Annotated in this window: 17 protein-coding genes; 5 read left to right on the top strand and 12 right to left on the bottom strand. The window is 44.2% G+C overall.

Annotation, left to right across the window (positions count from 1 at the left end):
- Window positions 1–3: 3 nt before the first annotated feature.
- The 6 genes from holA to K1I80_RS05815 all read right to left on the bottom strand — a co-directional run bounded on the left by holA (window position 4) and on the right by K1I80_RS05815 (window position 6,979).
- Window positions 4–1,050 (bottom strand): DNA polymerase III subunit delta, encoded by a 1,047-nt coding sequence (gene holA, locus K1I80_RS05840; protein WP_223313256.1) that lies wholly within the window; start codon window positions 1,048–1,050, stop codon window positions 4–6.
- A gap of 250 nt (window positions 1,051–1,300) precedes the next feature.
- Window positions 1,301–2,437: a DUF805 domain-containing protein gene (locus tag K1I80_RS05835; RefSeq protein WP_223312305.1), complete on the bottom strand. Its 1,137-nt coding sequence runs from the start codon at window positions 2,435–2,437 to the stop codon at window positions 1,301–1,303.
- A gap of 128 nt (window positions 2,438–2,565) precedes the next feature.
- Window positions 2,566–4,806, bottom strand: a complete 2,241-nt coding sequence (locus K1I80_RS05830) for a DNA internalization-related competence protein ComEC/Rec2 (RefSeq protein WP_223312304.1) — start codon at window positions 4,804–4,806, stop codon at window positions 2,566–2,568.
- Complete coding sequence (locus K1I80_RS05825) at window positions 4,790–5,470, bottom strand: helix-hairpin-helix domain-containing protein (RefSeq protein ID WP_223312303.1); 681 nt, start codon at window positions 5,468–5,470, stop codon at window positions 4,790–4,792. The genes K1I80_RS05830 and K1I80_RS05825 overlap by 17 nt, the downstream gene beginning before the upstream one ends.
- Window positions 5,471–5,617: 147 nt before the next feature.
- Entirely contained in the window at window positions 5,618–6,166 is a 549-nt protein-coding gene (locus K1I80_RS05820; RefSeq protein WP_223312302.1) for an HXXEE domain-containing protein, read from the bottom strand.
- Window positions 6,167–6,238: 72 nt separating this feature from the next.
- Window positions 6,239–6,979, bottom strand: coding sequence for a lysophospholipid acyltransferase family protein (locus tag K1I80_RS05815; protein ID WP_223312301.1), 741 nt, complete (start codon window positions 6,977–6,979; stop codon window positions 6,239–6,241).
- A gap of 157 nt (window positions 6,980–7,136) precedes the next feature.
- Here K1I80_RS05815 and K1I80_RS05810 point away from each other — a divergent pair, with 157 nt between their 5' ends.
- The 4 genes from K1I80_RS05810 to K1I80_RS05795 all read left to right on the top strand — a co-directional run bounded on the left by K1I80_RS05810 (window position 7,137) and on the right by K1I80_RS05795 (window position 11,454).
- Window positions 7,137–9,476 (top strand): cation-translocating P-type ATPase, encoded by a 2,340-nt coding sequence (locus K1I80_RS05810; protein WP_223313255.1) that lies wholly within the window; start codon window positions 7,137–7,139, stop codon window positions 9,474–9,476.
- Window positions 9,477–9,595: 119 nt separating this feature from the next.
- Complete coding sequence (locus tag K1I80_RS05805; protein ID WP_002912006.1) at window positions 9,596–10,342, top strand: tRNA1(Val) (adenine(37)-N6)-methyltransferase; 747 nt, start codon at window positions 9,596–9,598, stop codon at window positions 10,340–10,342.
- On the top strand, window positions 10,332–10,595 hold the full coding sequence (locus K1I80_RS05800; protein WP_223313254.1) for a GIY-YIG nuclease family protein: 264 nt from the start codon (window positions 10,332–10,334) through the stop codon (window positions 10,593–10,595). The genes K1I80_RS05805 and K1I80_RS05800 overlap by 11 nt, the downstream gene beginning before the upstream one ends.
- Window positions 10,588–11,454: a DapH/DapD/GlmU-related protein gene (locus K1I80_RS05795; protein WP_002921871.1), complete on the top strand. Its 867-nt coding sequence runs from the start codon at window positions 10,588–10,590 to the stop codon at window positions 11,452–11,454. Before K1I80_RS05800 ends, K1I80_RS05795 begins: the two co-directional genes overlap by 8 nt.
- A 44-nt stretch (window positions 11,455–11,498) precedes the next feature.
- Here the strand turns inward: K1I80_RS05795 and K1I80_RS05790 are convergent, their stop codons facing one another.
- The 3 genes from K1I80_RS05790 to K1I80_RS05780 all read right to left on the bottom strand — a co-directional run bounded on the left by K1I80_RS05790 (window position 11,499) and on the right by K1I80_RS05780 (window position 14,922).
- Complete coding sequence (locus K1I80_RS05790; RefSeq protein ID WP_023915926.1) at window positions 11,499–12,032, bottom strand: isoprenylcysteine carboxyl methyltransferase family protein; 534 nt, start codon at window positions 12,030–12,032, stop codon at window positions 11,499–11,501.
- Window positions 12,033–12,215: 183 nt separating this feature from the next.
- Window positions 12,216–12,962: a DeoR/GlpR family DNA-binding transcription regulator gene (locus K1I80_RS05785; RefSeq protein WP_223313253.1), complete on the bottom strand. Its 747-nt coding sequence runs from the start codon at window positions 12,960–12,962 to the stop codon at window positions 12,216–12,218.
- A 388-nt stretch (window positions 12,963–13,350) separates the two neighbouring features.
- Entirely contained in the window at window positions 13,351–14,922 is a 1,572-nt protein-coding gene (locus tag K1I80_RS05780; RefSeq protein WP_223313252.1) for a DEAD/DEAH box helicase, read from the bottom strand.
- Between the two features lie 356 nt (window positions 14,923–15,278).
- Between K1I80_RS05780 and K1I80_RS05775 the strand changes: the two genes are divergently transcribed.
- On the top strand, window positions 15,279–15,677 hold the full coding sequence (locus K1I80_RS05775) for a hypothetical protein (protein WP_223313251.1): 399 nt from the start codon (window positions 15,279–15,281) through the stop codon (window positions 15,675–15,677).
- Window positions 15,678–15,704: 27 nt separating this feature from the next.
- On the opposite strand, the gene icd is transcribed toward K1I80_RS05775, so the two are convergent.
- Genes icd through acnA form a run of 3 tightly spaced genes read right to left on the bottom strand, consistent with a single transcriptional unit; the run spans window position 15,705 to window position 20,687 of the window.
- Window positions 15,705–16,901, bottom strand: coding sequence for an NADP-dependent isocitrate dehydrogenase (gene icd, locus K1I80_RS05770; RefSeq protein ID WP_223313250.1), 1,197 nt, complete (start codon window positions 16,899–16,901; stop codon window positions 15,705–15,707).
- Between the two features lies 1 nt (window position 16,902).
- Window positions 16,903–18,021, bottom strand: a complete 1,119-nt coding sequence (locus K1I80_RS05765; RefSeq protein WP_223313249.1) for a citrate synthase — start codon at window positions 18,019–18,021, stop codon at window positions 16,903–16,905.
- Between the two features lie 2 nt (window positions 18,022–18,023).
- Window positions 18,024–20,687 carry an aconitate hydratase AcnA gene (gene acnA, locus K1I80_RS05760; RefSeq protein ID WP_223313248.1) on the bottom strand — a complete coding sequence of 888 codons (2,664 nt, stop codon included), beginning with the start codon at window positions 20,685–20,687 and terminating at the stop codon, window positions 18,024–18,026.
- Window positions 20,688–20,734 lie beyond the last annotated feature (47 nt).

Raw genomic sequence — 20,734 nt, 5'->3', positions numbered from 1 at the left:
CAACTATTTTGCTTGTAGCTCACCCGTCGCAATCTTGAGCAGAGCCAAATCAAACAGGTAATCTTTATCATACAGCCCCGATTTAATTTGGTAATCTGTTTCAATCAGACAGGCCATGGTCTTTTTAAGAAAGGCTAAACTCAGCGAGTGAGCATCTTTTAAAGCAAACTTGACTTGATAAGGATTGACCTTGCGGCCTAGATAGTCGGACAAATCAGACACAATCTGACTCTCAGCTCTGCCATTTTCTGCTAAAACCTTAACCTGCGTAAAGATACGAAACTGCCCCAGCATAATAGCAATAAGCTTGATTTCATCCTCGCCTTGAAGTGTCAAATCTCGTACCAAACTTCTGGCTTCATCAATCTTCTGCTGCAAAATCAGCTGGGTCAGATCAAAAATATTGTCCTGAAGGGTCTTGGGAATGGCCTCGGCAATGTCTTCTAAACCAATCTGACCGGACTCTTTATAACCTTTCAGAAAGGCTAAATTTTTACTGACTTCACTGAACTGAAAACCTGATTTCAGCAGCAACTGATCGAAAGCTGTCGGAGCAAATTGTAATCCTTCTGCCTGCGCTTCCTTGCTGAAATAAGCCCGTAGATCTGCTTCCTTGGGTTCTGCAGCCTCAAAAATTTTCCCGTCCCGTTTCAGCAGTTTGACCAGACGGCGCTTGCTATCCAATTTGCCTTCTGCAAAGATAACCAGACGAGTTGTATCCGCTGGATTTTCCAGATAATTTTCAAAAGATTTGAGTTCTTCATCAGTCAGATAGCGCTTCTTGGCTGTTGTCAAATCAGCAAAATGGTCCAAAATCACGATTTTTTCATCCGCAAAAAAAGGCAGACTGACCAAGTCCAACTCCACATCCTGATAGTTTGCTTCTTTCATATCGAAAATAGCAGTGTTCAAATCGCCCGGTTGAAACTGAATCTGGCGGAGAAACTGCTCCTTCAACAACTCAAACTGACCCAAGTCATCTCCAGCCAAAATGGTCAAAGCAGGAAGATTGCTTGGCATGATTTTTTTAATTTCCTCAATAGCTAACACCGAAAGTCTCCTCTGCTTTATATTTCTTGTCAATTTTTTTCATGTATTGATTGTAACAAAAAAGAGTCGGAAAGTCTGTTATTTTCTTTGCAAACAAAATCTAATTTTTGAATAGATCTGCTATATAAATAGAAACTGTTACTAGCTTCATTTTTCTTTGTTATAAAAAACTATCAATGTCCAGTTCTGTTCAAGATTTTCTACGAGCGATAGAACGAAAAGAGCTGGAAAAATTCCAACTCTTCTTTGTTTATTCTTGGTTTTCAGTTGCATCCTCTACACTGTTTTCAGCTGGTGTAGAAGCTTGCTCCTCTTGAACTGATGAAACAAAAGGATTATCCTGAACAGGTGCTTGAGTTCCAAAATCCTGAGGTGTTGACTGCTCAGGCGTTTCAGCAGTAAATGGATTTTGAACTGGTTCTGCTTGCTCCACTGCCTGACTTTGATCAGAAACAGGTTGTTGTGGCTGTTGACCAAATTGCTGATCTTGGAAACCACCTTGCTGTGGTTGTTGGCCAAATGGTTGGTTTTGGACAGGTTGCTGTGGTTGTTGATCAAACTGTTGTCCTTGGAAACCACCTTGTTGTGGTTGTTGGCCAAATGGTTGATTTTGAACAGGTTGTTGTGGTTGTTGACCAAATGATTGGTTTTGGACAGGTTGCTGTGGTTGTTGACCAAATTGCTGTCCTTGGAAGCCACCTTGCTGTGGCTGTTGGCCAAACTGTTGATTTTGAACAGGTTGTTGTGACTGACCAAACTGTTGTCCTTGGAAACCGCCTTGTTGTGGCTGTTGACCAAACTGCTGACCTTGGAAACCACCTTGTTGTGGTTGTTTTTCATAGTTTAAACCTTGATTGTATGACTGTTGGCCAAACTGTTGTCCTTGGAAGTTTTGCTGGCCATATTGCTGACCATATGAATTTCCAACCATTTCAGGCTTAGATCCTTGACAAAGCAAAACAATCAAAGCAATAAAACATGGAAGAACTACTATTCCTGCAATAATATTTAGAACCGGAACAAATAACAGTACAAGAGGACCGACATACAGGAAAAGAAAAGCCCAATGATAACCAGCATCACGCAAGCGGCGAACTATAATTGCCATACTAGGAACTAAGATAGCTAAATAATAAATCAGTAGGATAAACCAAAAAATAACAGCAAATCCTGCCCCAGCCAAGAATGCTGATGCATCTGGTTCATATCCATAAGCTGCGTCCTGAGCTACGGAAAAAATACTTCCTAATGCAGAAACCCAAATAATGATAAACAATGGTACGATGATAATCATGTGACACAAAAATGCCCACCAAAAATCTGATCGACTTGAACGACCTGAAAAATCAGCATAGTGTGTCCAGAATTTTTTATATGCAGCAAACATAAAATTCTCCTCTATAATTTTTTATACCCATTATCTTATCACAAATGCATAAATAAATCAATATGACTTCCTGACTGAAGCTAAATGGACATGAGAAAAAGTATCAGTTGGCATCTTTAGCGCAGCTATCAACGAACCGTTTCAATCCTCCAGGAATTCCAACCAATCAAACGAATGGCCCCCTGCTGGTCAGTTCGATAGATGGCTGTATTAAACTTCTCAAATCTTTGCAAGGTTTCCTGATGGGGATGACGATAACGATTATTCTGACCGGCTGATATCAAGGCCAGTTTCGGCTGAATTTGCTCTAAAAACTCTGGACTGGACGAGCCTTTGGAACCGTGGTGCCCTGCTTTTAAGACATCTGCTTTCAGCTGAGGGAAGCGCTGCAGCAGTTCGGTTTCTCCTTGTCTTTCCAAATCACCTGTAAACAAAAATTTCGTCTGAAAGAACTCTCCGTAGAGTACAATCGAATCATCATTTCCACCGTCGCCTGTCCCACTAGGATAGAGAACCTGCAAAGCTGAGTCAAATACCGGAATCTCATCGCCCACTTCTACGACATGGACAGAAGTTTCTATCTGATCTAGTTTTTGAACAAAATCAGGCTGAGTCAGACTTCCTTTAGAAACATAGATTTCCTTGATAGAAAAATGCTTAGCTACCTCTAGCATATCGCCCATGTGGTCGGTATCGGTATGAGTCAAGACCAATACATCCAGACTAGAAACGCCACGACTTTTAAGATAGGGAATTAAGGTCTTTTCTGCATTGGATGAAGTCCGTCGCTCCTGCCAAGCCTCCTTCTTTCCTATCTCGACTCGCCCTCCAACGTCAATCAAAATCGTCCTGCCCTGCCAGTCCCTGAGAAAAATGCTATCTCCTTGACCAATATCCACTACTGTAATTTCATTTTGCAGCGGATGCTTTGTTAGGAAAAATAAATGAAGAGCAAGCAAACTAAAAGATAAAAGCCAGCTTTTCTTTCTCCGAAAGTCATAGATTAAAGCTAAAACCAAAAGCAGAGCGGCTAGTAACCAGAGGTTGGGTTTCCCAAAAATCAAAGGGCGCGGAGCAAAATCAGCTACCCAACGAATCACATCTTCGAGTAAGTCAAAGAAAAAATTGACTTGAGTGATTTTTAAAAGTGGTGACAAAATAAAAATGAGGGTTAAGCCTGGCAGCATCAGCAGGTCAAAGAGTAGTGAAAATAGAAAAGTTAAAATCACGGACCAAGGCTGAAATTCAGAAAAATAGTAGATTAGTATAGGCAAAATGCCCAATGAAATAGTCAGACTTTCCGCCAAAATCTTCTGAATCGGCGGCAACTTTTCAAAATCCATCATAGAAATCAAAAAAGCATAGGCGCAGGACAAGACACCGCCTGCTGTCAGAAGAAAATTAGGCATGAGGATAAAGAGAATCATCAGTGTCAGGGCAAAATTATCCAGTCTGGTCAGTCCTTGCTGGGCCAACAACTTCTGAACTAAGCTTCTGACGACAGAAACAGAAAAGCCTGTCAGTCCAGCATAGATAAATGAAAAAGGCAGCTGCAAAGCATTTACTGTCTCCCTCTTCATCCCCAAACGTAGAAGAATTCTGCGAAAACCATCCAAAAAGAAACCTACCTGCATACCAGACAAGGCAAACAAATGGATGATACCCAAGCTAGAATACAGGTCATTCATTTCCGCAAACTCCGTATCTAAGTCACCAAACAAGAGTCCTGTCATGTAATGGCTCATTGGACTAGGAAAATTACTTCGAATATAGACCAGCGCTTTTCTGCGCCAGACAGACAGCCAATCCAGTGGATTCAGGCTGGAAATTGGTCTTAGTGACTGAATCTTATTGATTTTTAAGGTACGGTAAATCCCCTGACTTTTTAAATAAGCCTGATAGTCAAAGCCTGAAAAATTTCGTTGCTGCTGGGCCTTTTCAAACTCTCCTTCAATATCAAGGACGACCAAATCTGTCAGTTGCTGAAAAGCTTCCTTTTCACTGGCTGATTGAATCCTGTAGAAGACCTGATAAAGCCGACCGTTCGTTCGCCCTCGAAAGGATAGGGAATCTCCATTGACTTTGATCGTATCTGGCAAGACCTGAACCGAGCTAGCTGAAGGAGGTTCCTGCCTAAAGGCCTGCTCTGCCATTTCCCGACGAAGCAAGAAAAAGAGGACAAAAAGGGACAGGAATGCCAAAGCAGCTAGACTTTTTTTGAGAGGATAGCTGAAAAAGAGACGAAGCAGAAGGACACCTAGCCCAAAATAAGCCAAGGAACTGCCAGAATAGACTGCAAAATAGGCCCATACAAGGATGAAAGCTAGATAGATAGGGGTGAGGGGTAACTTTTTAATCCACTGTGACATATTCTTTCAGCTTTTCTAAGGTCTTATCTCCAATCCCTGACACTTTTTTCAGATCATCTACTGACTTAAAGCGGCCATTGCTTTCGCGGTAGGCGATGATGTCAGAAGCCCGCTTCTGTCCGATGCCTGAAATAGTCTGCAGTTCAGCCTCTGTCGCCGTATTTAGATTGACCTTGTCCGACTTTCCACCACTGGCACCAGCAGAATCAGAAGCTCCTGCTTGATGCTGGCCGGTCTGTGTGACATCGGCTCCTTCTTCACCAATCTTTGCCACATAGATTACTGCTTCATCTGTTAATTTTTGTGCCTGATTAATGGACTTAGCCTCAGCGTCTGCTGTCAATCCGCCTGCTTTTTGGATAGCTTCATGGACTCTCGCTCCTGCTCTCAGCTCATAGACACCAGGATTCTTAACTGCTCCTTTAATATCCACAGTGACCTGCTCGCTTTCCTCTTCGTCCGCCTTATCCTTAGAGACAATCTTTTCGCTTTTTTCATCAGCTGAGCTGGATGAGGAAGTTATTTCTTGGCTCAAGGCGGCTACCTGATTTTGCGGTTGATGATTTCCTTTGATGAGGAAAAAACCACCTAGCACAGCGCCAACTACTGCCAGACCGACAAAGAGCTTGTATTCTTTAAGCTTTTCAATGATTTTTTCAAGCATATTTTTCTCCTTTATCTTTTTATTCGTAAAAAATTCAAAAAAATATGACAAACCGATAGAATTTTCAGCTTGTCATATTTTAAAATCTTTATTTTACAAGTAATCGTATAGATAGAAGGGGCATTGATGAAAATAGGAGCTGTAATATCAGTCTGCTTTGCTTACCCTGTATATCCAAGCTTCTATCTTTTGAGCTCTGCTATGTAAAAAGGCCAGATTTGCCAAAAGAAAAGCCATCACTAACACGCTTAGAATCAGAAGTAGCGACCAAGAAATCGACTGCTGACTCAGATAAAGGACAAAGACTAAGATGAGTATAGGAAAAGTCGTCAAAGCTGTGAAGCCGCCCGGTACCCAGCGACGAAAGCGAAACACTTGCATGATATGGCCCAGCAGATGGAGGGTATGACAGAAGCCAATAGCCAAAGCCAGCTCGGGAATGCGAAATAGAATCGCAAGCAACAAAAGGATAAAGGCCAGCAGAAATTCCTCCGCAATCATCAGAGCTATACTTTCAGCAGAAAGATAACTTCTTCTCCTAGCAATGAACATCTCCTTTTGATAGTCTTGATGGTCTTGATTCTGAGAAATCCAAGGCCGAACTAGGATAATCTCATCAAACTCGTGCAGCATAAACAGTGATAAGGTTACAAAAGATAAAAAAGCAAGAGACATAGTATCCTCCTTATAAAACATACCTACATTATAACTCACTCACATACAAAAATCAGCTCCCAAGCAAGATTGCTCAGCAAGCTGATTAGTATCTTATTTTCTGTGCTTATCCGGATCCCAGACAAAGCTAGCAAAAAAGCTGAAAATGATGGTCAAAATTCCAATCAAAATAGCAGGAATAAAGACAAAGGCACGTAGAATCCGTAAGAAGATATTGCCTTTCTTTTGTGTCTGGTAAGGGGCCACTTCAGCATCCAAACGGTCAAACTCCGCATGAATACGGCGAGCTACTTCCTCAACTCCCTCATCATTCATCTTCTTAATGTCTGAAATATCAATGGGATTACCAAAATTCATACCCACGCGCTCCCCAGCTGCCAAGCCTTTAAGGCTCATGGGACCAGCATAGACTACTGGCATGATACGGACCTTAGCCATCTTAGCAATCACTGCCACTCCTCCCTTGACATCCGTAGAATGGCGGCTGCCGCTTGGGAACATAATCAGAGAACGATTGCTCTTTTTCAGCATATTAACAGGGTACTTGATAGCTGACGGACCAGGATTTTCCCGGTCGATAGGAAAAGCACCACACATGCGAATCCACCAGCCGAACACCCGATTTTCAAAGAGTTGTTTCTTGGCCATGAAAATGAACTGCTTGGGCTTGGTCGCAAAAGCCATGTAAACTGGATCCCACCATGTCCGGTGAGGGGCAACCAAGATATAATTTTCATCTTTTGAAGGAATCTTTTCTTTATTGTGGTAATGCGCATTGCCGTTTAAGGTCCACAGGATAAAAATCACTAAACCTCGCAAATAAGTATAAAACATAAACTCTCCTTATTTCAAACTGTGATTGTACTTGAAATTTATTACATCCTTTCCCATTATACCCTATACCCTTATAGTCTGCAATATTTTTCCAAACTTTGGCTGTAACAGCTGATTCTGATAGCCATTTCCATAAAAAAATGGTATCATTAATCTCATGAACAAGAAAGAATTAATCGGTTTAAACCAAACCCAAGTAGATGAAAAGATTTCGCAGGGCTTGACCAACGATTTTACAAGTGACACCAGCACTAGTAACTGGCAAATCGTTAAGCGGAATGTTTTCACCCTTTTTAATGCCCTTAACTTTGTTATTGCTCTAGCCTTGGTCTCTGTCCAAGCCTGGAGCAATCTGGTCTTCTTCGCTGTTATCAGCTTTAACGCCGTCACTGGTATTATTACGGAACTGCGAGCCAAACGCATGATTGACAAGCTTAATCTGGTCAGCCGAGAGCTGGTCACAGTCATCCGCGACGGCCAGGAAATCAAGATTCAGCCAGAAGAAATTGTACTGGGTGACCTGATCAAGCTGTCAGCCGGCGAGCAAATTCCCAGTGACGCCCGTGTGGTAGAGGGTGTTGCCGAAGCCAATGAAGCCATGTTAACAGGCGAGAGTGACTTGGTTCTCAAGGAAGAAGGCGCCGAGCTACTGTCTGGTAGCTTTCTGGCCAGTGGGCAGATCTATGCTGAGGTACACCATGTCGGCGCAGACAACTATGCCAACAAGCTCATGACTGAGGCTAAAACACTCAAGCCTATCAACTCGCGCATTCTATACAATCTTGCGAAAATTTCCCGCTTTACTGGAAAAATCATCATTCCTTTCGGATTGGCTCTCTTCTTTGAAGCCCTGATGATAAAGGGATTGCCTGTCAAAAACTCTGTCATTACCAGCTCGACAGCCCTTTTGGGTATGCTACCTAAGGGAATCGCTCTGCTGACAGTCACGTCACTCCTGACAGCTGTCATCAAGCTAGGCATGCGTAAGGTTCTTGTTCAGGAAATGTATTCTGTTGAAACTCTGGCTCGGGTGGATACTCTCTGCCTGGACAAGACCGGGACAATTACCCAAGGCAAGATGACAGTTGAAGCCTTGCATAGCCTTTCAGATAAGTTTTCTGATGAGACTGTCGGTCAAATCTTAGCAGCCTACATCCAAACCAGTGAGGATAATAACCCAACTGCTCAGGCTATCCGCAAGGGCTACGGCCATCTGGACCATGCCTATACTAGCGACAATGTCATCCCATTTTCTAGTGACCGAAAATGGGGCGCTATGCATTTATCCAGTATCGGAACTATCTTTCTGGGGGCACCAGAAATGCTGCTGGACAGCAATCCTGCAGCGGTTGGAGAGGCTCAAAAACGCGGATCGCGGGTTTTGGTGCTGGCTCACAGCGACCAAGTGCTAAACAAACACAGCATCCAATTGCCTGAAGATATGACTGCTCTGGCCGTTCTGGAAATCACCGACCCTATTCGTGAGGGAGCGGCTGAGACACTGGACTACCTGCGCTCTCAGGATGTTGATCTGAAAATCATCTCTGGTGACAATCCTGTGACCGTTTCCCATATCGCGAACCAGGCTGGATTTGCCAACTACGACAGCTACATCGACTGCTCTAAAATCAGCGATCAAGAACTAGTTGAGCAGGCAGAAGAAACAGCCATCTTTGGCCGTGTTTCTCCTCATCAGAAGAAGCTGCTCATCCAGACTCTTAAAGCCGCTGGTCGGACAACAGCCATGACCGGAGATGGGGTTAATGATATCTTGGCCTTACGTGAAGCAGACTGTTCCATCGTTATGGCCGAGGGAGATCCCGCAACTCGGCAAATTGCCAACTTGGTCCTTCTTAACTCTGACTTTAACGATGTCCCTGAGATTCTTTTTGAAGGCCGCCGAGTCGTTAACAACATCGGCCGGATTGCTCCGATTTTCTTCATCAAGACGATCTATTCCTTTATCCTGGCTATTATCTGTATCGCCAGTATTCTGCTCGGAAAACCTGAATACCTCTTGATTTTCCCATTCATCCCGATTCAGATCACCTTGATTGACCAGTTTGTCGAAGGTTTCCCACCCTTTGTCCTCACCTTTGAGCGCAATATTAAGCCGGTTGAAAAGCACTTCCTCAAACGCTCCCTGCAGCTAGCTCTGCCAAGCTCCCTCATGATTGTCTTCAGCGTGCTATTTGTCCGCATCTGGGGCAGCAGTCATGGCTGGAGCGATATAGAAATGGCAACCCTGACCTATTACTTGCTAGGCAGCATCAGCTTCCTGTCCGTCATTAGGGCCTGTCTGCCACTCAACCTCTGGCGCAGCCTGCTCATTATCTTCTCTGTCTTTGGCTTCTATCTATCAGCCTTTGTCCTGCAGCACCTTTTGGAAATTGCAACGCTGACAGCCGCAACTTTGCCAGTCTATCTGATCCTCATGGTCGTTTTCGGACTTGTCTTTGTTGCCTGCACCATCAAGCAGAAATACAGATTTGATTAAGGACTGAATTAGCATTTAAGCTCATGGAAACATGCGAGAACCCTCGCATGTTTTTTTGATTGTGTAAAAACTTCCCATATCCCTTTGGAATCCTTGCTAAATCATGCTATAATTGACTTATGAACGAAGCAAAACTAAAAGACGGAGAACGAGTCAACCAGCTCTTTTCGACGGATGTCAAGATTATTCAAAACAGTGAGGTCTTCAGCTATTCAGTAGACAGCGTGCTGCTTTCCCGCTTTCCCAAGCTGCCCCAGCGGGGGTTGATTGTCGATCTCTGTGCTGGAAATGGCGCCGTTGGACTTTTTGCCAGCACTCGCACCAAGGCCAAGATTCTAGCAGTTGAGATCCAGGAACGTCTGGCTGACATGGCCGAGCGCTCCATCGAGCTCAATGATTTGACTCAGCAAATGCAGGTTATTCAGGACGATCTGAAAAACCTAGGGCGCTATATTACTGGCAGCAAGGTTGATATGATTCTCTGCAATCCGCCATATTTCAAAGTGGACAAGCAATCCAATCTCAATGAAAGCCAGCACTACCTTTTAGCCCGCCATGAAATCTCAACAAATCTGGAAGAGATTTGCAAGATTGCCCAGCGAGTCCTCAAATCCAATGGTCGGTTGGCTATGGTTCATCGACCAGAACGCTTTTTAGATATTTTAGATACCATGCAAGCCCACAACCTGGCTCCCAAGCGCATCCAGTTTGTCTATCCAAAGTTGGGTAAAGAGGCCAATATGCTACTTATCGAAGCTATTAAAGATGGTTCCCGCGATGGTCTCAAAATCCTGCCTCCTCTCTTTATTCACAATCAGGACGGCAGCTACACTCCGGAGATTCACGAGATTTACTATGGAAAATAAAGCCTATATGTACGTGCTTGAATGCGGGGACGGCTCCCTCTATACCGGCTACACAACGGATGTCCAAGCCCGACTCAAAAAACATCAAGCTGGCAAAGGAGCCAAGTACACCCGCGCTCGCCTGCCAGTCTCCTTACTTTACCAAGAAGAACACCCTAGCAAGCCGGCCGCCATGTCAGCTGAAGCCCTCTTTAAAAAGAAAACTAGACAAGCCAAACTGGCTTACATCAAAGAAAGGACTCAAAATGCCTGAAATCCAGTTTAAAGGCGACTTTCATCATATCGAAATTTCCCCAGACAGCCAGCTCGATATCGGTCAAGATGTCATCTTCCAATCTTTTACCAGCCTCAATGTAGCCAGTGGCGCACAACTCAAGCTAGGAACCCGAGTTTTCTTTAACGACCATTGTACTGTCCGCTGTCAGCACTCTATCGAAATCGGCAAGGACACCATGTTTGGTGATGGCGTCCGTATTTTTGACCACAATCATCAGTATTCTAATTACCATATCGAGAAGATTGATTATAGTGTTGCGCCAGTCAAGATTGGAGCAAACTGCTGGATTGGGGCCAATACTGTGATTCTCAAAGGTGTGACCATTGGTGATAATGTCATCATTGGAGCCAACAGCTTGATTTTCCAGGATATTCCCAGCAACTCTATCGCTATGAGCAAGGAAGAGCTTATCATCAAAGAGCGTCCACAGGGTAATTTCCATGCCTTCACGCTGACGGCTTCTGATACTTTGGAACAATTGGCTTATTTAGCAGAAAATCTGCCAGACTTGGAATTTCACATAGCTGCTAAGACCAATATTTCTCCTTACTTAGCCAGCTTTAATGACTATCCCAATATCAACCTCTACACCAATATCCACCAGGATGACTTTATTGAGGACTTGCTCGATAGGGCGGATATTTACTTGGATATCAATCACTGGGGAGAGGTAGATCAGATTGTCCAAAGGGCTATCAGCAAGGGGAAGCCAGTTTTAGCTTTCAGCCAAACCGCCCACCAGCCTGAAGAAAATACTTTACTTTTTGAAGCGAACCAACCCCAGCAAATGGCTGATGAAATACGAAAATTAATGCAAGAAAAGGCTAGGACATAAACATCCTAGCCTTTCTTTTGCAGTCGATATGCATTTTATTAACTTTATTCACCAGCAATTCCATTTGGAATGATAACTTCCTTGAGCAGCTGCTCTTCTTCCTTGATACGGACATAGAGGGTGATACAGTAAAGCGGGAAGAGGATGAAAAGAGCAAAGTAAGCATGACTGAGCAGGGCCAAGCCCACCAATTCTGGTACAACATTCAGGAAATAATTAGGATGTTTGACATTGCGAAAGAGCCAGTGGTCAACAAACTTATGATCTTTAACCAGCATGAGCTTGATGGTCCAAACTGGTCCCAAGAGTTTGGCAACAAGGTAGAGCATAAACATAGAAAAGAGCAACAACACAGCTCCCAGTAGGCTCACAAAGTCAAAAGCTGGCTTTTTCAGGAGCAATTCCAGAAAGCAGACCGCATAAAAAAGCATGTGCAGGTACTTCATGATAGTTGAGTTTTTCACCCCGTACTCCATGCCACCTTTGGCCAGAATATCCTGCTCATTCTGAGAGGATTTCCTCAAAAACACCAAACGAAAAAGCGACACAGCCACAAAAATCACTATATTGATTGTCATAAGACCTCCTAAAATTTAATAATACATTTTATTATAAAAGGAATTCCGCGACAAAGTCAAGACTGTTGTTTACAAAATGAGATAAAGATATAAAAAAGCTGCGACTAGCATTTCTAGACAAAATCCCAGTCACAACATCTATAAAATATTTATTTGAAGCAAGTTTCTCTCACCGGTTAGACATCACAGAATTTCAACATAGGTGCTGTATTTTTCCTTGACTTTTGTAGCAATATTGTCGTCCGTCACAACTGCACTGAGGTTGTCCAGCCGGTAAAAAGAATAGAAAGAATAGCTGTCAAACTTGCTGTTATCGGCTACAATGTATTTGCTGATGGCATTGTTAAGGATAATCGCATCTCCGTTGCCTTCCTCTTCATTGCTAGTGGTAACATTATGACCGTCAATACCATTCGCCCCGATAAATGCCTTAGAAACCTTGATTTCTTTCAAAAGATTATTGGCAAACTGACCGACAAAGGTTTGAGTCTTAGCCCGATAGCGTCCGCCAATCAGAATTAAATCAAAATTGGCTCTTTCTTTTAACTTTTCAAAAATTGGCAGCGAATTGGTGACAATGCTGATATTTTTGCCATCCAAATAGTCTCCGATAAAATCCGTTGTGGTGCCTGACCCAATAAAGACCGTATCCCCATCAGCAATCAAATCTGCACATTTACGGGCAATCTGCTTCTTCTCCTCAACATTCAGCATTTGCTTTTCTGAGTGGGAGATCTCGTTGAGGGCATTCTTAACCTTCTTATGGGCTCCGCCATGAACACGGGTCAACATGCCCTGCTTCTCCAAATCAATCAAATCCCGACGGATGGTCATATCCGTAACGCCCAGCATTTCTTTGAGGTTTTTAACAGCAACCACACCTGTTTGATCCAGTTCTTGCAGAATGATTCTATGTCTACTTTCTTTCATTTTACATTCTCCTTTTGCTCCTGAATTTCTTACAGACTCACCTTCACCTTATTATACAACAGTTCCAGCATATAAACAAAGATTTGTGAATTTTTTTATTTTAAATAGCTGATATGTTGAATTTTGATGTCGAAATTAGTTGAAATACTTCGAATCCTGTTCTATAGCAAGAAGACCAAGAACTGTTCACGGCAGAAATAAGGGGGCTATAATTTACTTTGACAAACAGGACTGCTTCAATTAGCATGATTAAGGAAACTACATTGACTCAGACTTATAGTTCTGCAGGACAGACGGTAAGCGGACTCATCGAACAAACGAAAAAAAGAGAGAACTTGCATTCTCTCTCAACGCTAAAATTGCCGCCAACTCTAGTTAAAAAATCGCCTTATTTATCACCCTTGTTACGGATGACAAAGCCGGTTTTCTTTTCGCTAGAAGTATTGCGTGGCTTCTTATGGTTCTTGCGGTAGCGATTTTCTTTGTCAAAACGCTCGTCTTTGCGACCTTTCTTAAATTGATCGCGACGGCCGCCTCGGTCACGGCGATTGTCATTGCTGCGACGGTTATTATTTCCGCCACGACTGCCCTTGCCTTTTCCGCCAAAGCCTCCGCCAGACGGTTTAAATGGCAATGGTTTTTCACGGGCAATTTCTACTTCAGGAAGGGCATCTGGATCCTGCACCGTCAAGCTGAGGATATACATGGCCAGCTCTTCTGGGCTGAATTCTGCTGCTAGCTTGCGGGCATCCTTGCCAAATTTCTCAAAGTTAGAACGGATGCTTTCGTCAGCAAAATCGCGTTCAATCTTCTTAAGGGCAACTTTTTTCTTAGCTTGGAAAGCCTCCTCTGCAGTCGCTGGCTTAAGGCCTTTCATACGCTTCTTAGTCAGATTTTCGATAATCTGCAGATAGCCCATTTCATTTGGCGCTACGAAAGTGATAGACTGACCTGACTTACCAGCACGACCAGTCCGACCAATCCGGTGAACATAGCTTTCCGGATCCTGCGGAATATCATAGTTGTAGACGTGGGTCACACCAGAAATGTCCAAACCACGCGCGGCCACATCTGTCGCCACCAAGACATCCAGATTACCGTTTTTAAAGTCGCGCAGGACTCGGAGGCGCTTGCCTTGGTCCAAATCACCATGGATACCCTCTGCTCGGAAACCGCGTATTTTCAGGCCGCGAGTCAGCTCATCCACCCGGCGCTTGGTCCGGCCAAAGACGATAGAAAGCTCAGGCTGCTCCACGTCCATGAGGCGGGTCATGGTATCAAATTTTTCATTTTCTTTGACACGGATATAATACTGGTCTACCAGCTCCGTCGTCAGCTCTTTAGCAGCAATCTTGACATGCTCAGGCTCCTTCATAAACTTGACACCGATGCGCTTGATGGCATCCGGCATGGTCGCTGAAAAGAGCAAGGTCTGACGCTCTTCTGGCACACGTGAAATGATAGACTCAATATCTTCCAAAAAGCCCATGTTAAGCATTTCATCTGCTTCGTCCAAGATTAAGGTTTCAATCTGATTCAGCTTAAGGGCCTTGCGTTTGATCAAGTCCAAGAGACGACCAGGCGTTCCTACGACGATATGAGCACCTGATTTGAGGGCTTTGATTTGCTTTTCGATGCTGGAGCCACCATAAACAGAACGCACCTTGACACCCTTGCTGCGGCCAAAACGGAAAAGCTCTTCCTGACTCTGCACAGCCAATTCACGGGTTGGGGCAATAATCAAAGCCTGCACAGCAGGATTATCTGTATCAATCTTCTCCAGAGTCGGGAAGCCAAAAGCTGCTGTCTTTCCTGTCCCTGTCTGGGCCTGACCAATAACATCCTTACCTGCCATAGCAAGTGGAATCGTCTGCTCTTGAATAGGGCTTGCTTCTACAAAGCCAGCTTTTTCAATCTCTGCTAGTAATTCAGCAGATAAATGTAATTCATTAAATTTCAATGTTCTTCTTCTTTCTAAAGGCGGTGCGAAGCCACCTTATAAGGCTTTTGATACTCACCTATCGAAATATAACAAGTTCTTTTCCCTTGCTAAATCTCGATTTTCTGAGAGTATTCGCTCTTCTCTTCATAAATATGGTCTCTCAAGTCTAGGCACTAAAAAAGCGCCGACTCGGTCGCTAGTTCCCACTGAATAGAAAAACTGTATTTCTGCAACTAATCTAGTATACCACAAAAGCACCTAAAAAGATAGGACTGCCTGTAAAATATTTTATTAGAGATTTCTTTTGTAAAAAATGAAAACTTGAAAATCATTTTCAAAAACATTATAATCTACAAAGAAGAAAGGAGACAGGTATGAATAAATTTTTACGAGTGACTTTCATTTTACTGATCTTAGCTATGCTGGGCGCGGCTATGATCCAGATATTCCAGCCCCAGCTCTTGGGCAATGAGTCCATCTATGGTCTAGCTCCCTACTGGCAGCGGGAAATTGGTTTCTGGAATCTGGCTATTCTGCCTTTAGTCATTGCCGCTAACATAAAGTATGATTGGTTCTATCTGCGTGTGACCTTGCTAGCACTGATTCTGGGTGGACTGGGCTTTGGCACCAACCATCTGCTAGGCTATCTGGAAAAGGCGAATCAAGCGAATCTACTGGGCTGGATTGAAAATTATCTGCTCGTCTTCTGCTGGATCATCGGCTGGGGACTGGAATATCGAAAAAGACAAAAAAGTGATGAAGAGACCGTCTAGATAGGCAGATTCTTCATCATTTTTTCATTATGGACACTTTTCTATATTAGCTACCAGCTCCTCAGCAAATTGACTAGTGGTCAAAGCTGCTACTCCTTCCAGCTGACTGGCAAAATCCCCTGTCACTCTTTGTTCAAAGAGAGCCTTCTCAATGGCCTTAGTCAGGAGATGAGAGACCTCCGACCAACCAATGTAATCAAAGAGCATGGCCCCTGATAAGAGAAGAGAACAAGGATTAGCCCTATTTTGACCCGCTATATCTGGCGCCGTCCCATGAGTTGCTTCAAAAATAGCATGACCAGTCTCGTAATTGATATTGGCCCCTGGCGCAATACCAATTCCTCCCACCTGAGCAGCCAGAGCATCACTGGCATAGTCACCATTTAGATTGGTCAAGGCGACAACATCAAATTTCTCTGGATAGAGCAAAATCTGCTGCAAAAAGTTATCAGCAATGACATCCTGGATGATTAGTTTTCCAGAAGCTAACTCATCCGCATACTCTCTTTGAGCTAGTTCATAGCCCCATTTCCGAAAACCGCCCTCTGTAAATTTCTGGATATTGCCCTTGTGGACCAGAGTTACCTGGCTCAGTCCTTTGGCTAGTGCATAGTCAATAGCCGCCCGTATCAGCCGCTCACTGCCCTGCTTAGAGATAGGCTTGATTCCAATAGCAGAGCTTTCTGGGAAGCGAATCTTGTCAACCTGCATATCCTTCTGCAGGAAATCGATGACTTTTTGGACTGCAGCCGTTCCACTCTCCCACTCAATCCCTGCATAGATGTCTTCTGTATTTTCCCGAAAAATCGTGATATCTGTCTTCTCGGGGTGCTTGAGCGGACTGGGAACTCCCTTGAAATAACGAACCGGCCGCAGGCAGGCATAGAGATCCAATTCCTGTCTCAAGGCCACATTCAAGGAACGAATCCCTTCTCCGACTGGGGTTTCTAGCGGCCCCTTTATAGCCACCAGATAGCCCTTAATCGTTGCCAGCGTTTCATCCGGCAGCCAGTCACCCGACAGGTCTGCTGCTTTTTTACCAGCCAGAACTTCCTTCCAAACAACCTTTTTCTGGCCATCATAAGCCTTTTCTACTGCCTTATCAAAGACCAGCTGGGCATTTTTCCAGATATCCACTCCAATCCCGTCTCCTTGGATGTAAGGAATAATAGGAGCATCTGGCACCTGCAACCGCCCTTTCTCAAAAAAAATCTTATCTGCCATTTTATCTCCTTCCTATGGGAAGATACTCCAAACCTTGAGCACCAATATAGTTAGAACGTGGTCGAATCAGCTTATTGTTCTTGCGCTGTTCCTGAATATGGGCAATCCAGCCAGCCACCCGACTCATAGCAAAAATCAGGGTGTAGATACTGCTGTCAATGCCCAACACATGGTAAACCGTAGCCGAATAAAAATCGACATTCGGTATCAGGTGCTTGGTATGCTTCATATAGGCTTCAATTTCTTCTGAAAGCTGATACCAGACTTCGTCCTTGGTTCCCTGTGTCAAGTCCTTGGCCATTTGACGCAGATATTTTTCACGCGGATCTTGGGTCTTGTAAACCCGGTGACCAAAGCCCATAATCTTCTCATGAGAGGCCAGCTTGCGGTCTAGGTAGGCCTGACAATTTCCTTCTGCTCTAATCTCTTTCAGCATATCAAAGACACATTCATTAGCGCCGCCATGGAGGGAGCCCTTGAGTGCTCCAACAGCTGCTGTCACGCAGGAATAAATATCGGTCAAGGTTGAGGCACAGACTCGAGCCGCAAAAGTTGAAGCATTGAGTTCATGATCGGCATGGAGCACCAAGGCGCAGTTAAAGACTTTGACTTCAAGCTCACTAGCCTCTTGTCCTTTGAGCATATAGAGGAAATTGGCCGCGAATCCCAAATCCTCTCTAGGCTCTATCGGAGTCTGACCCGACCTCAGTCTGGCAAACACCGCAATAATGGTCGGCATCTTTGCCATAAGTTGGATGCTTTGCTCATAGGTTGCTTCAAGAGACGCTTCCTCAGCATGGACATTATAAACGCCCAAAAGACTGACCGTTGAGCGCAAGACACTCATGGGGTGAAGGTGCTTGCGGGACTGGATGAGAATACACTGCTCCACCGCATCGCTAATGGCATAATTTGCTCGCAGATCTTCTTCAAAATGCTTGAGCTCAATCTGAGTCGGCAAATGCAAATGCCAGAGCAGATAAATCACCTCTTCAAAACTTGCATGGTGCTCTACCAATTCAGAAATATTGTAGCCTGCATAAGACAAAGAATCATCCACAATCTGGCTAATTCGAGTATCACAGGCAATGGTATCTTTCAAACCGTCCGTCTGACTCATGCTCACACCTCCTCTAATTTCTTTCTAACGACCATGGGCAAAATTCCTCCATTTTCGTAGTAACGGATATCCGCTTCTGCATCAAAGCGCAGCCGAGCTTGAAAAGCTATTTCTTCAGCACCCTTCCGAGCTACAACATCAACTAGCTGGCCAACTTGCGGGTTCTGTGGCAGATTGATGTCGAAAGTTTCCTTGCCTGTTAAGCCCAGACTATCAGCACTCTCTCCCTCTAGATACTGCAAAGGAAGAATCCCCATCATGACCAGATTGGACCGGTGGATACGCTCAAAACTCTCTGCCAGCACCACCTTGACGCCCAAAAGATTAGCCCCCTTGGCTGCCCAATCACGACTGGAACCCATACCGTAGTCTTTACCAGCTAGGACAATGGTATCAATTTGCTCTTCCTTGTAGCGCATGGCCGCCTCATAAATGGATAGCAACTCTCCTTTATAATCTGTGTAACCACCAATTTTTCCATCTGCCAGTTCATTTTTAATCCGAATATTGGCAAAAGTCCCCCGCATCATGACCTCATGATTGCCCCGACGGCTGCCATAAGAATTAAACTCTTGGTAATCCACTCCATGCTCCATCAAATAGGAAGCTGCTGGACTGTTTCTGGCAATATTTCCTGCTGGTGAGATATGGTCTGTCGTCACCGTATCCCCAAATTTTGCCAGCACTGCAAGATTTTTCAGTGGCTGAATGGCTAAATCATCAGCTAAGCCATCAAAGTAAGGTGGATTTTGAATATAGGTCGAAGCCTGATTCCACTGATAATTTTGAGAAGAAGCTGTCGGAATCTGATTCCATTTTTCATTGTCGTCAAACATATGGGCATATTCTTTTTCAAAAAGCTGGCGCGTCACATATTTTTGTACATAGTCAGCAACCAAGTCGTGCTCCGGCATCAAATCCATCAAATAAACAGGCTGCCCCTTTTGATCATAACCTAGTGGTTCACTGGTCAGATCGATATTGGTGGTTCCAGCCAGAGCATAGGCAACCACCAAGGGAGGACTAGCTAGGAAATTGGCCTTGACCAGAGGATTGATCCGCCCTTCAAAATTTCTATTTCCTGAAAGAACAGCACTAGCCAGCAAGTCAGTATCCGTAATCGCCTGAGCCACTTCCGGTCGGAGATCGCCTGAATTTCCAATACAAGTGGTACAGCCATAGCCGACAAGATTGAAACCAAGCTGATCCAGATAGGACTGAAGACCACTCTTCTTGAGATAGCCTGTGACCACCTTGCTGCCGGGAGCTAAAGAAGTCTTGACAGTCTTTGAAACACGTAAGCCTTTTTCTACTGCTTTCTTGGCTAAAAGTCCTGCCGCCATCAGGACATAAGGATTAGATGTATTGGTACAGCTAGTAATGGCAGCGATAGCCACATGACCGGTCTTAATCGTCTCCTCATGGTCAGAAAATTGGACCATTGCAGACTTTTCCAGCTCGCTCTCATCTAATCCAAAGCCTCGGACCCCCGCTTCCCTGACTAGACTAGCTTGAAATTCTTCTTTAGCAGCTGTTAGTTCAATCAAATCTTGGGGCCGCTTGGGTCCTGAGATGCTCGGTACAATGCTGGACAAATCAATTTCGACTACCTTGGTATAGTTCGGCTCAACCTTTTCATCATAGAAGAGGTGATTTTTTTGAGCATAGAGACGGGTCAGCTCGATATGATCTTCTGACCGATTGGTCAGACGCATGTAATTAAGCGTTTCCTCATCTATCGGAAAATAGCCACAGGTAGCTCCGTATTCTGGCGCCATATTAGCCACCGTTGCCCGGTCAGCCAGACTTAGATGAGACAACCCAGGCCCAAAGAACTCGACAAATTTACCAACAACATTTTCCTGTCGCAAGATTTGCGTGACCTTTAAAGCCAAATCTGTCGCTGTCGCAATCTTAGGCAGCTTGCCCAATAGACGAACACCAATCACCTCAGGAACAGGGAAATAAGAAGCCTCACCCAGCATGGCAGCCTCAGCCTCAATCCCACCAACACCCCAGCCCAGAACACCGATACCATTAATCATGGTCGTATGACTGTCCGTTCCAAACATGCTGTCCGGATAGAGTTGCCCATCCTTTTCGATGATGACATCACTGAGAAACTCGATATTGACCTGATGGATAATCCCCGTAGCAGGGGGAACCGCACGATAATTATCAAATGATTTCTCGGCCCACTTGAGAAATTCGTAGCGCTCATTGTTGCGGACAAACTCCTGGGTCATATTGGCCTCTAGAGCTGTGTCACAGCCATAAAAATCCACCTGAACACTGTGGTCAATGACTAAATCAACCGGAATCTCTGGATTAATCTGATCGGCCTGACCTCCCTGGCCAACGATAGCATCACGCATACTAGCCAAATCCACCACAACAGGAACACCCGTAAAATCCTGGAGAATAACTCGGCTTGGTTTAAAAGGAACTTCTCCGCTTGGCGATTTAGCTTGATAATGCATCAAAGAGATAATGTTATCTTTTGTTACGTCAATCCCATCTTCCTTACGAAGAACACTTTCTAATAATATGCGTATAGAATAAGGAAGCCCTTCTATATCCCCTCCTAGTATAGATGAGGCTTTCCCAAGGTCTGTGTATTGGTATATTTTGCCTTTATAATTTAAATCGCTTAGGTATTCTGCCATATTTCTACCTCTCACTTATTTTAAATCGTTTTATATTATACTTTATT

The sequence above is a fragment of the Streptococcus sanguinis genome, assembly GCF_019929225.1.
Taxonomy (GTDB): Bacteria; Bacillota; Bacilli; order Lactobacillales; family Streptococcaceae; genus Streptococcus; species Streptococcus sanguinis_J.
Note: the sequence above shows the minus strand (reverse complement) of the source record. Positions and strands in the feature narration are given on the sequence as shown.

Bases quoted from the DNA above. Each gene is read 5' to 3' on its own strand.
- K1I80_RS05835 (WP_223312305.1), bottom strand. From the start codon at position 2,437: ATGTTTGCTGCATATAAAAAATTCTGGACACACTATGCTGATTTTTCA.
- K1I80_RS05830 (WP_223312304.1), bottom strand. From the start codon at position 4,806: ATGTCACAGTGGATTAAAAAGTTACCCCTCACCCCTATCTATCTAGCT.
- K1I80_RS05825 (WP_223312303.1), bottom strand. From the start codon at position 5,470: ATGCTTGAAAAAATCATTGAAAAGCTTAAAGAATACAAGCTCTTTGTC.
- K1I80_RS05820 (WP_223312302.1), bottom strand. From the start codon at position 6,166: ATGTTTTATAAGGAGGATACTATGTCTCTTGCTTTTTTATCTTTTGTA.
- K1I80_RS05815 (WP_223312301.1), bottom strand. From the start codon at position 6,979: ATGTTTTATACTTATTTGCGAGGTTTAGTGATTTTTATCCTGTGGACC.
- K1I80_RS05810 (WP_223313255.1), top strand. From the start codon at position 7,137: ATGAACAAGAAAGAATTAATCGGTTTAAACCAAACCCAAGTAGATGAA.
- K1I80_RS05805 (WP_002912006.1), top strand. From the start codon at position 9,596: ATGAACGAAGCAAAACTAAAAGACGGAGAACGAGTCAACCAGCTCTTT.
- K1I80_RS05800 (WP_223313254.1), top strand. From the start codon at position 10,332: ATGGAAAATAAAGCCTATATGTACGTGCTTGAATGCGGGGACGGCTCC.
- K1I80_RS05795 (WP_002921871.1), top strand. From the start codon at position 10,588: ATGCCTGAAATCCAGTTTAAAGGCGACTTTCATCATATCGAAATTTCC.
- K1I80_RS05790 (WP_023915926.1), bottom strand. From the start codon at position 12,032: ATGACAATCAATATAGTGATTTTTGTGGCTGTGTCGCTTTTTCGTTTG.
- K1I80_RS05785 (WP_223313253.1), bottom strand. From the start codon at position 12,962: ATGAAAGAAAGTAGACATAGAATCATTCTGCAAGAACTGGATCAAACA.
- K1I80_RS05775 (WP_223313251.1), top strand. From the start codon at position 15,279: ATGAATAAATTTTTACGAGTGACTTTCATTTTACTGATCTTAGCTATG.
- icd (WP_223313250.1), bottom strand. From the start codon at position 16,901: ATGGCAGATAAGATTTTTTTTGAGAAAGGGCGGTTGCAGGTGCCAGAT.
- K1I80_RS05765 (WP_223313249.1), bottom strand. From the start codon at position 18,021: ATGAGTCAGACGGACGGTTTGAAAGATACCATTGCCTGTGATACTCGA.
- acnA (WP_223313248.1), bottom strand. From the start codon at position 20,687: ATGGCAGAATACCTAAGCGATTTAAATTATAAAGGCAAAATATACCAA.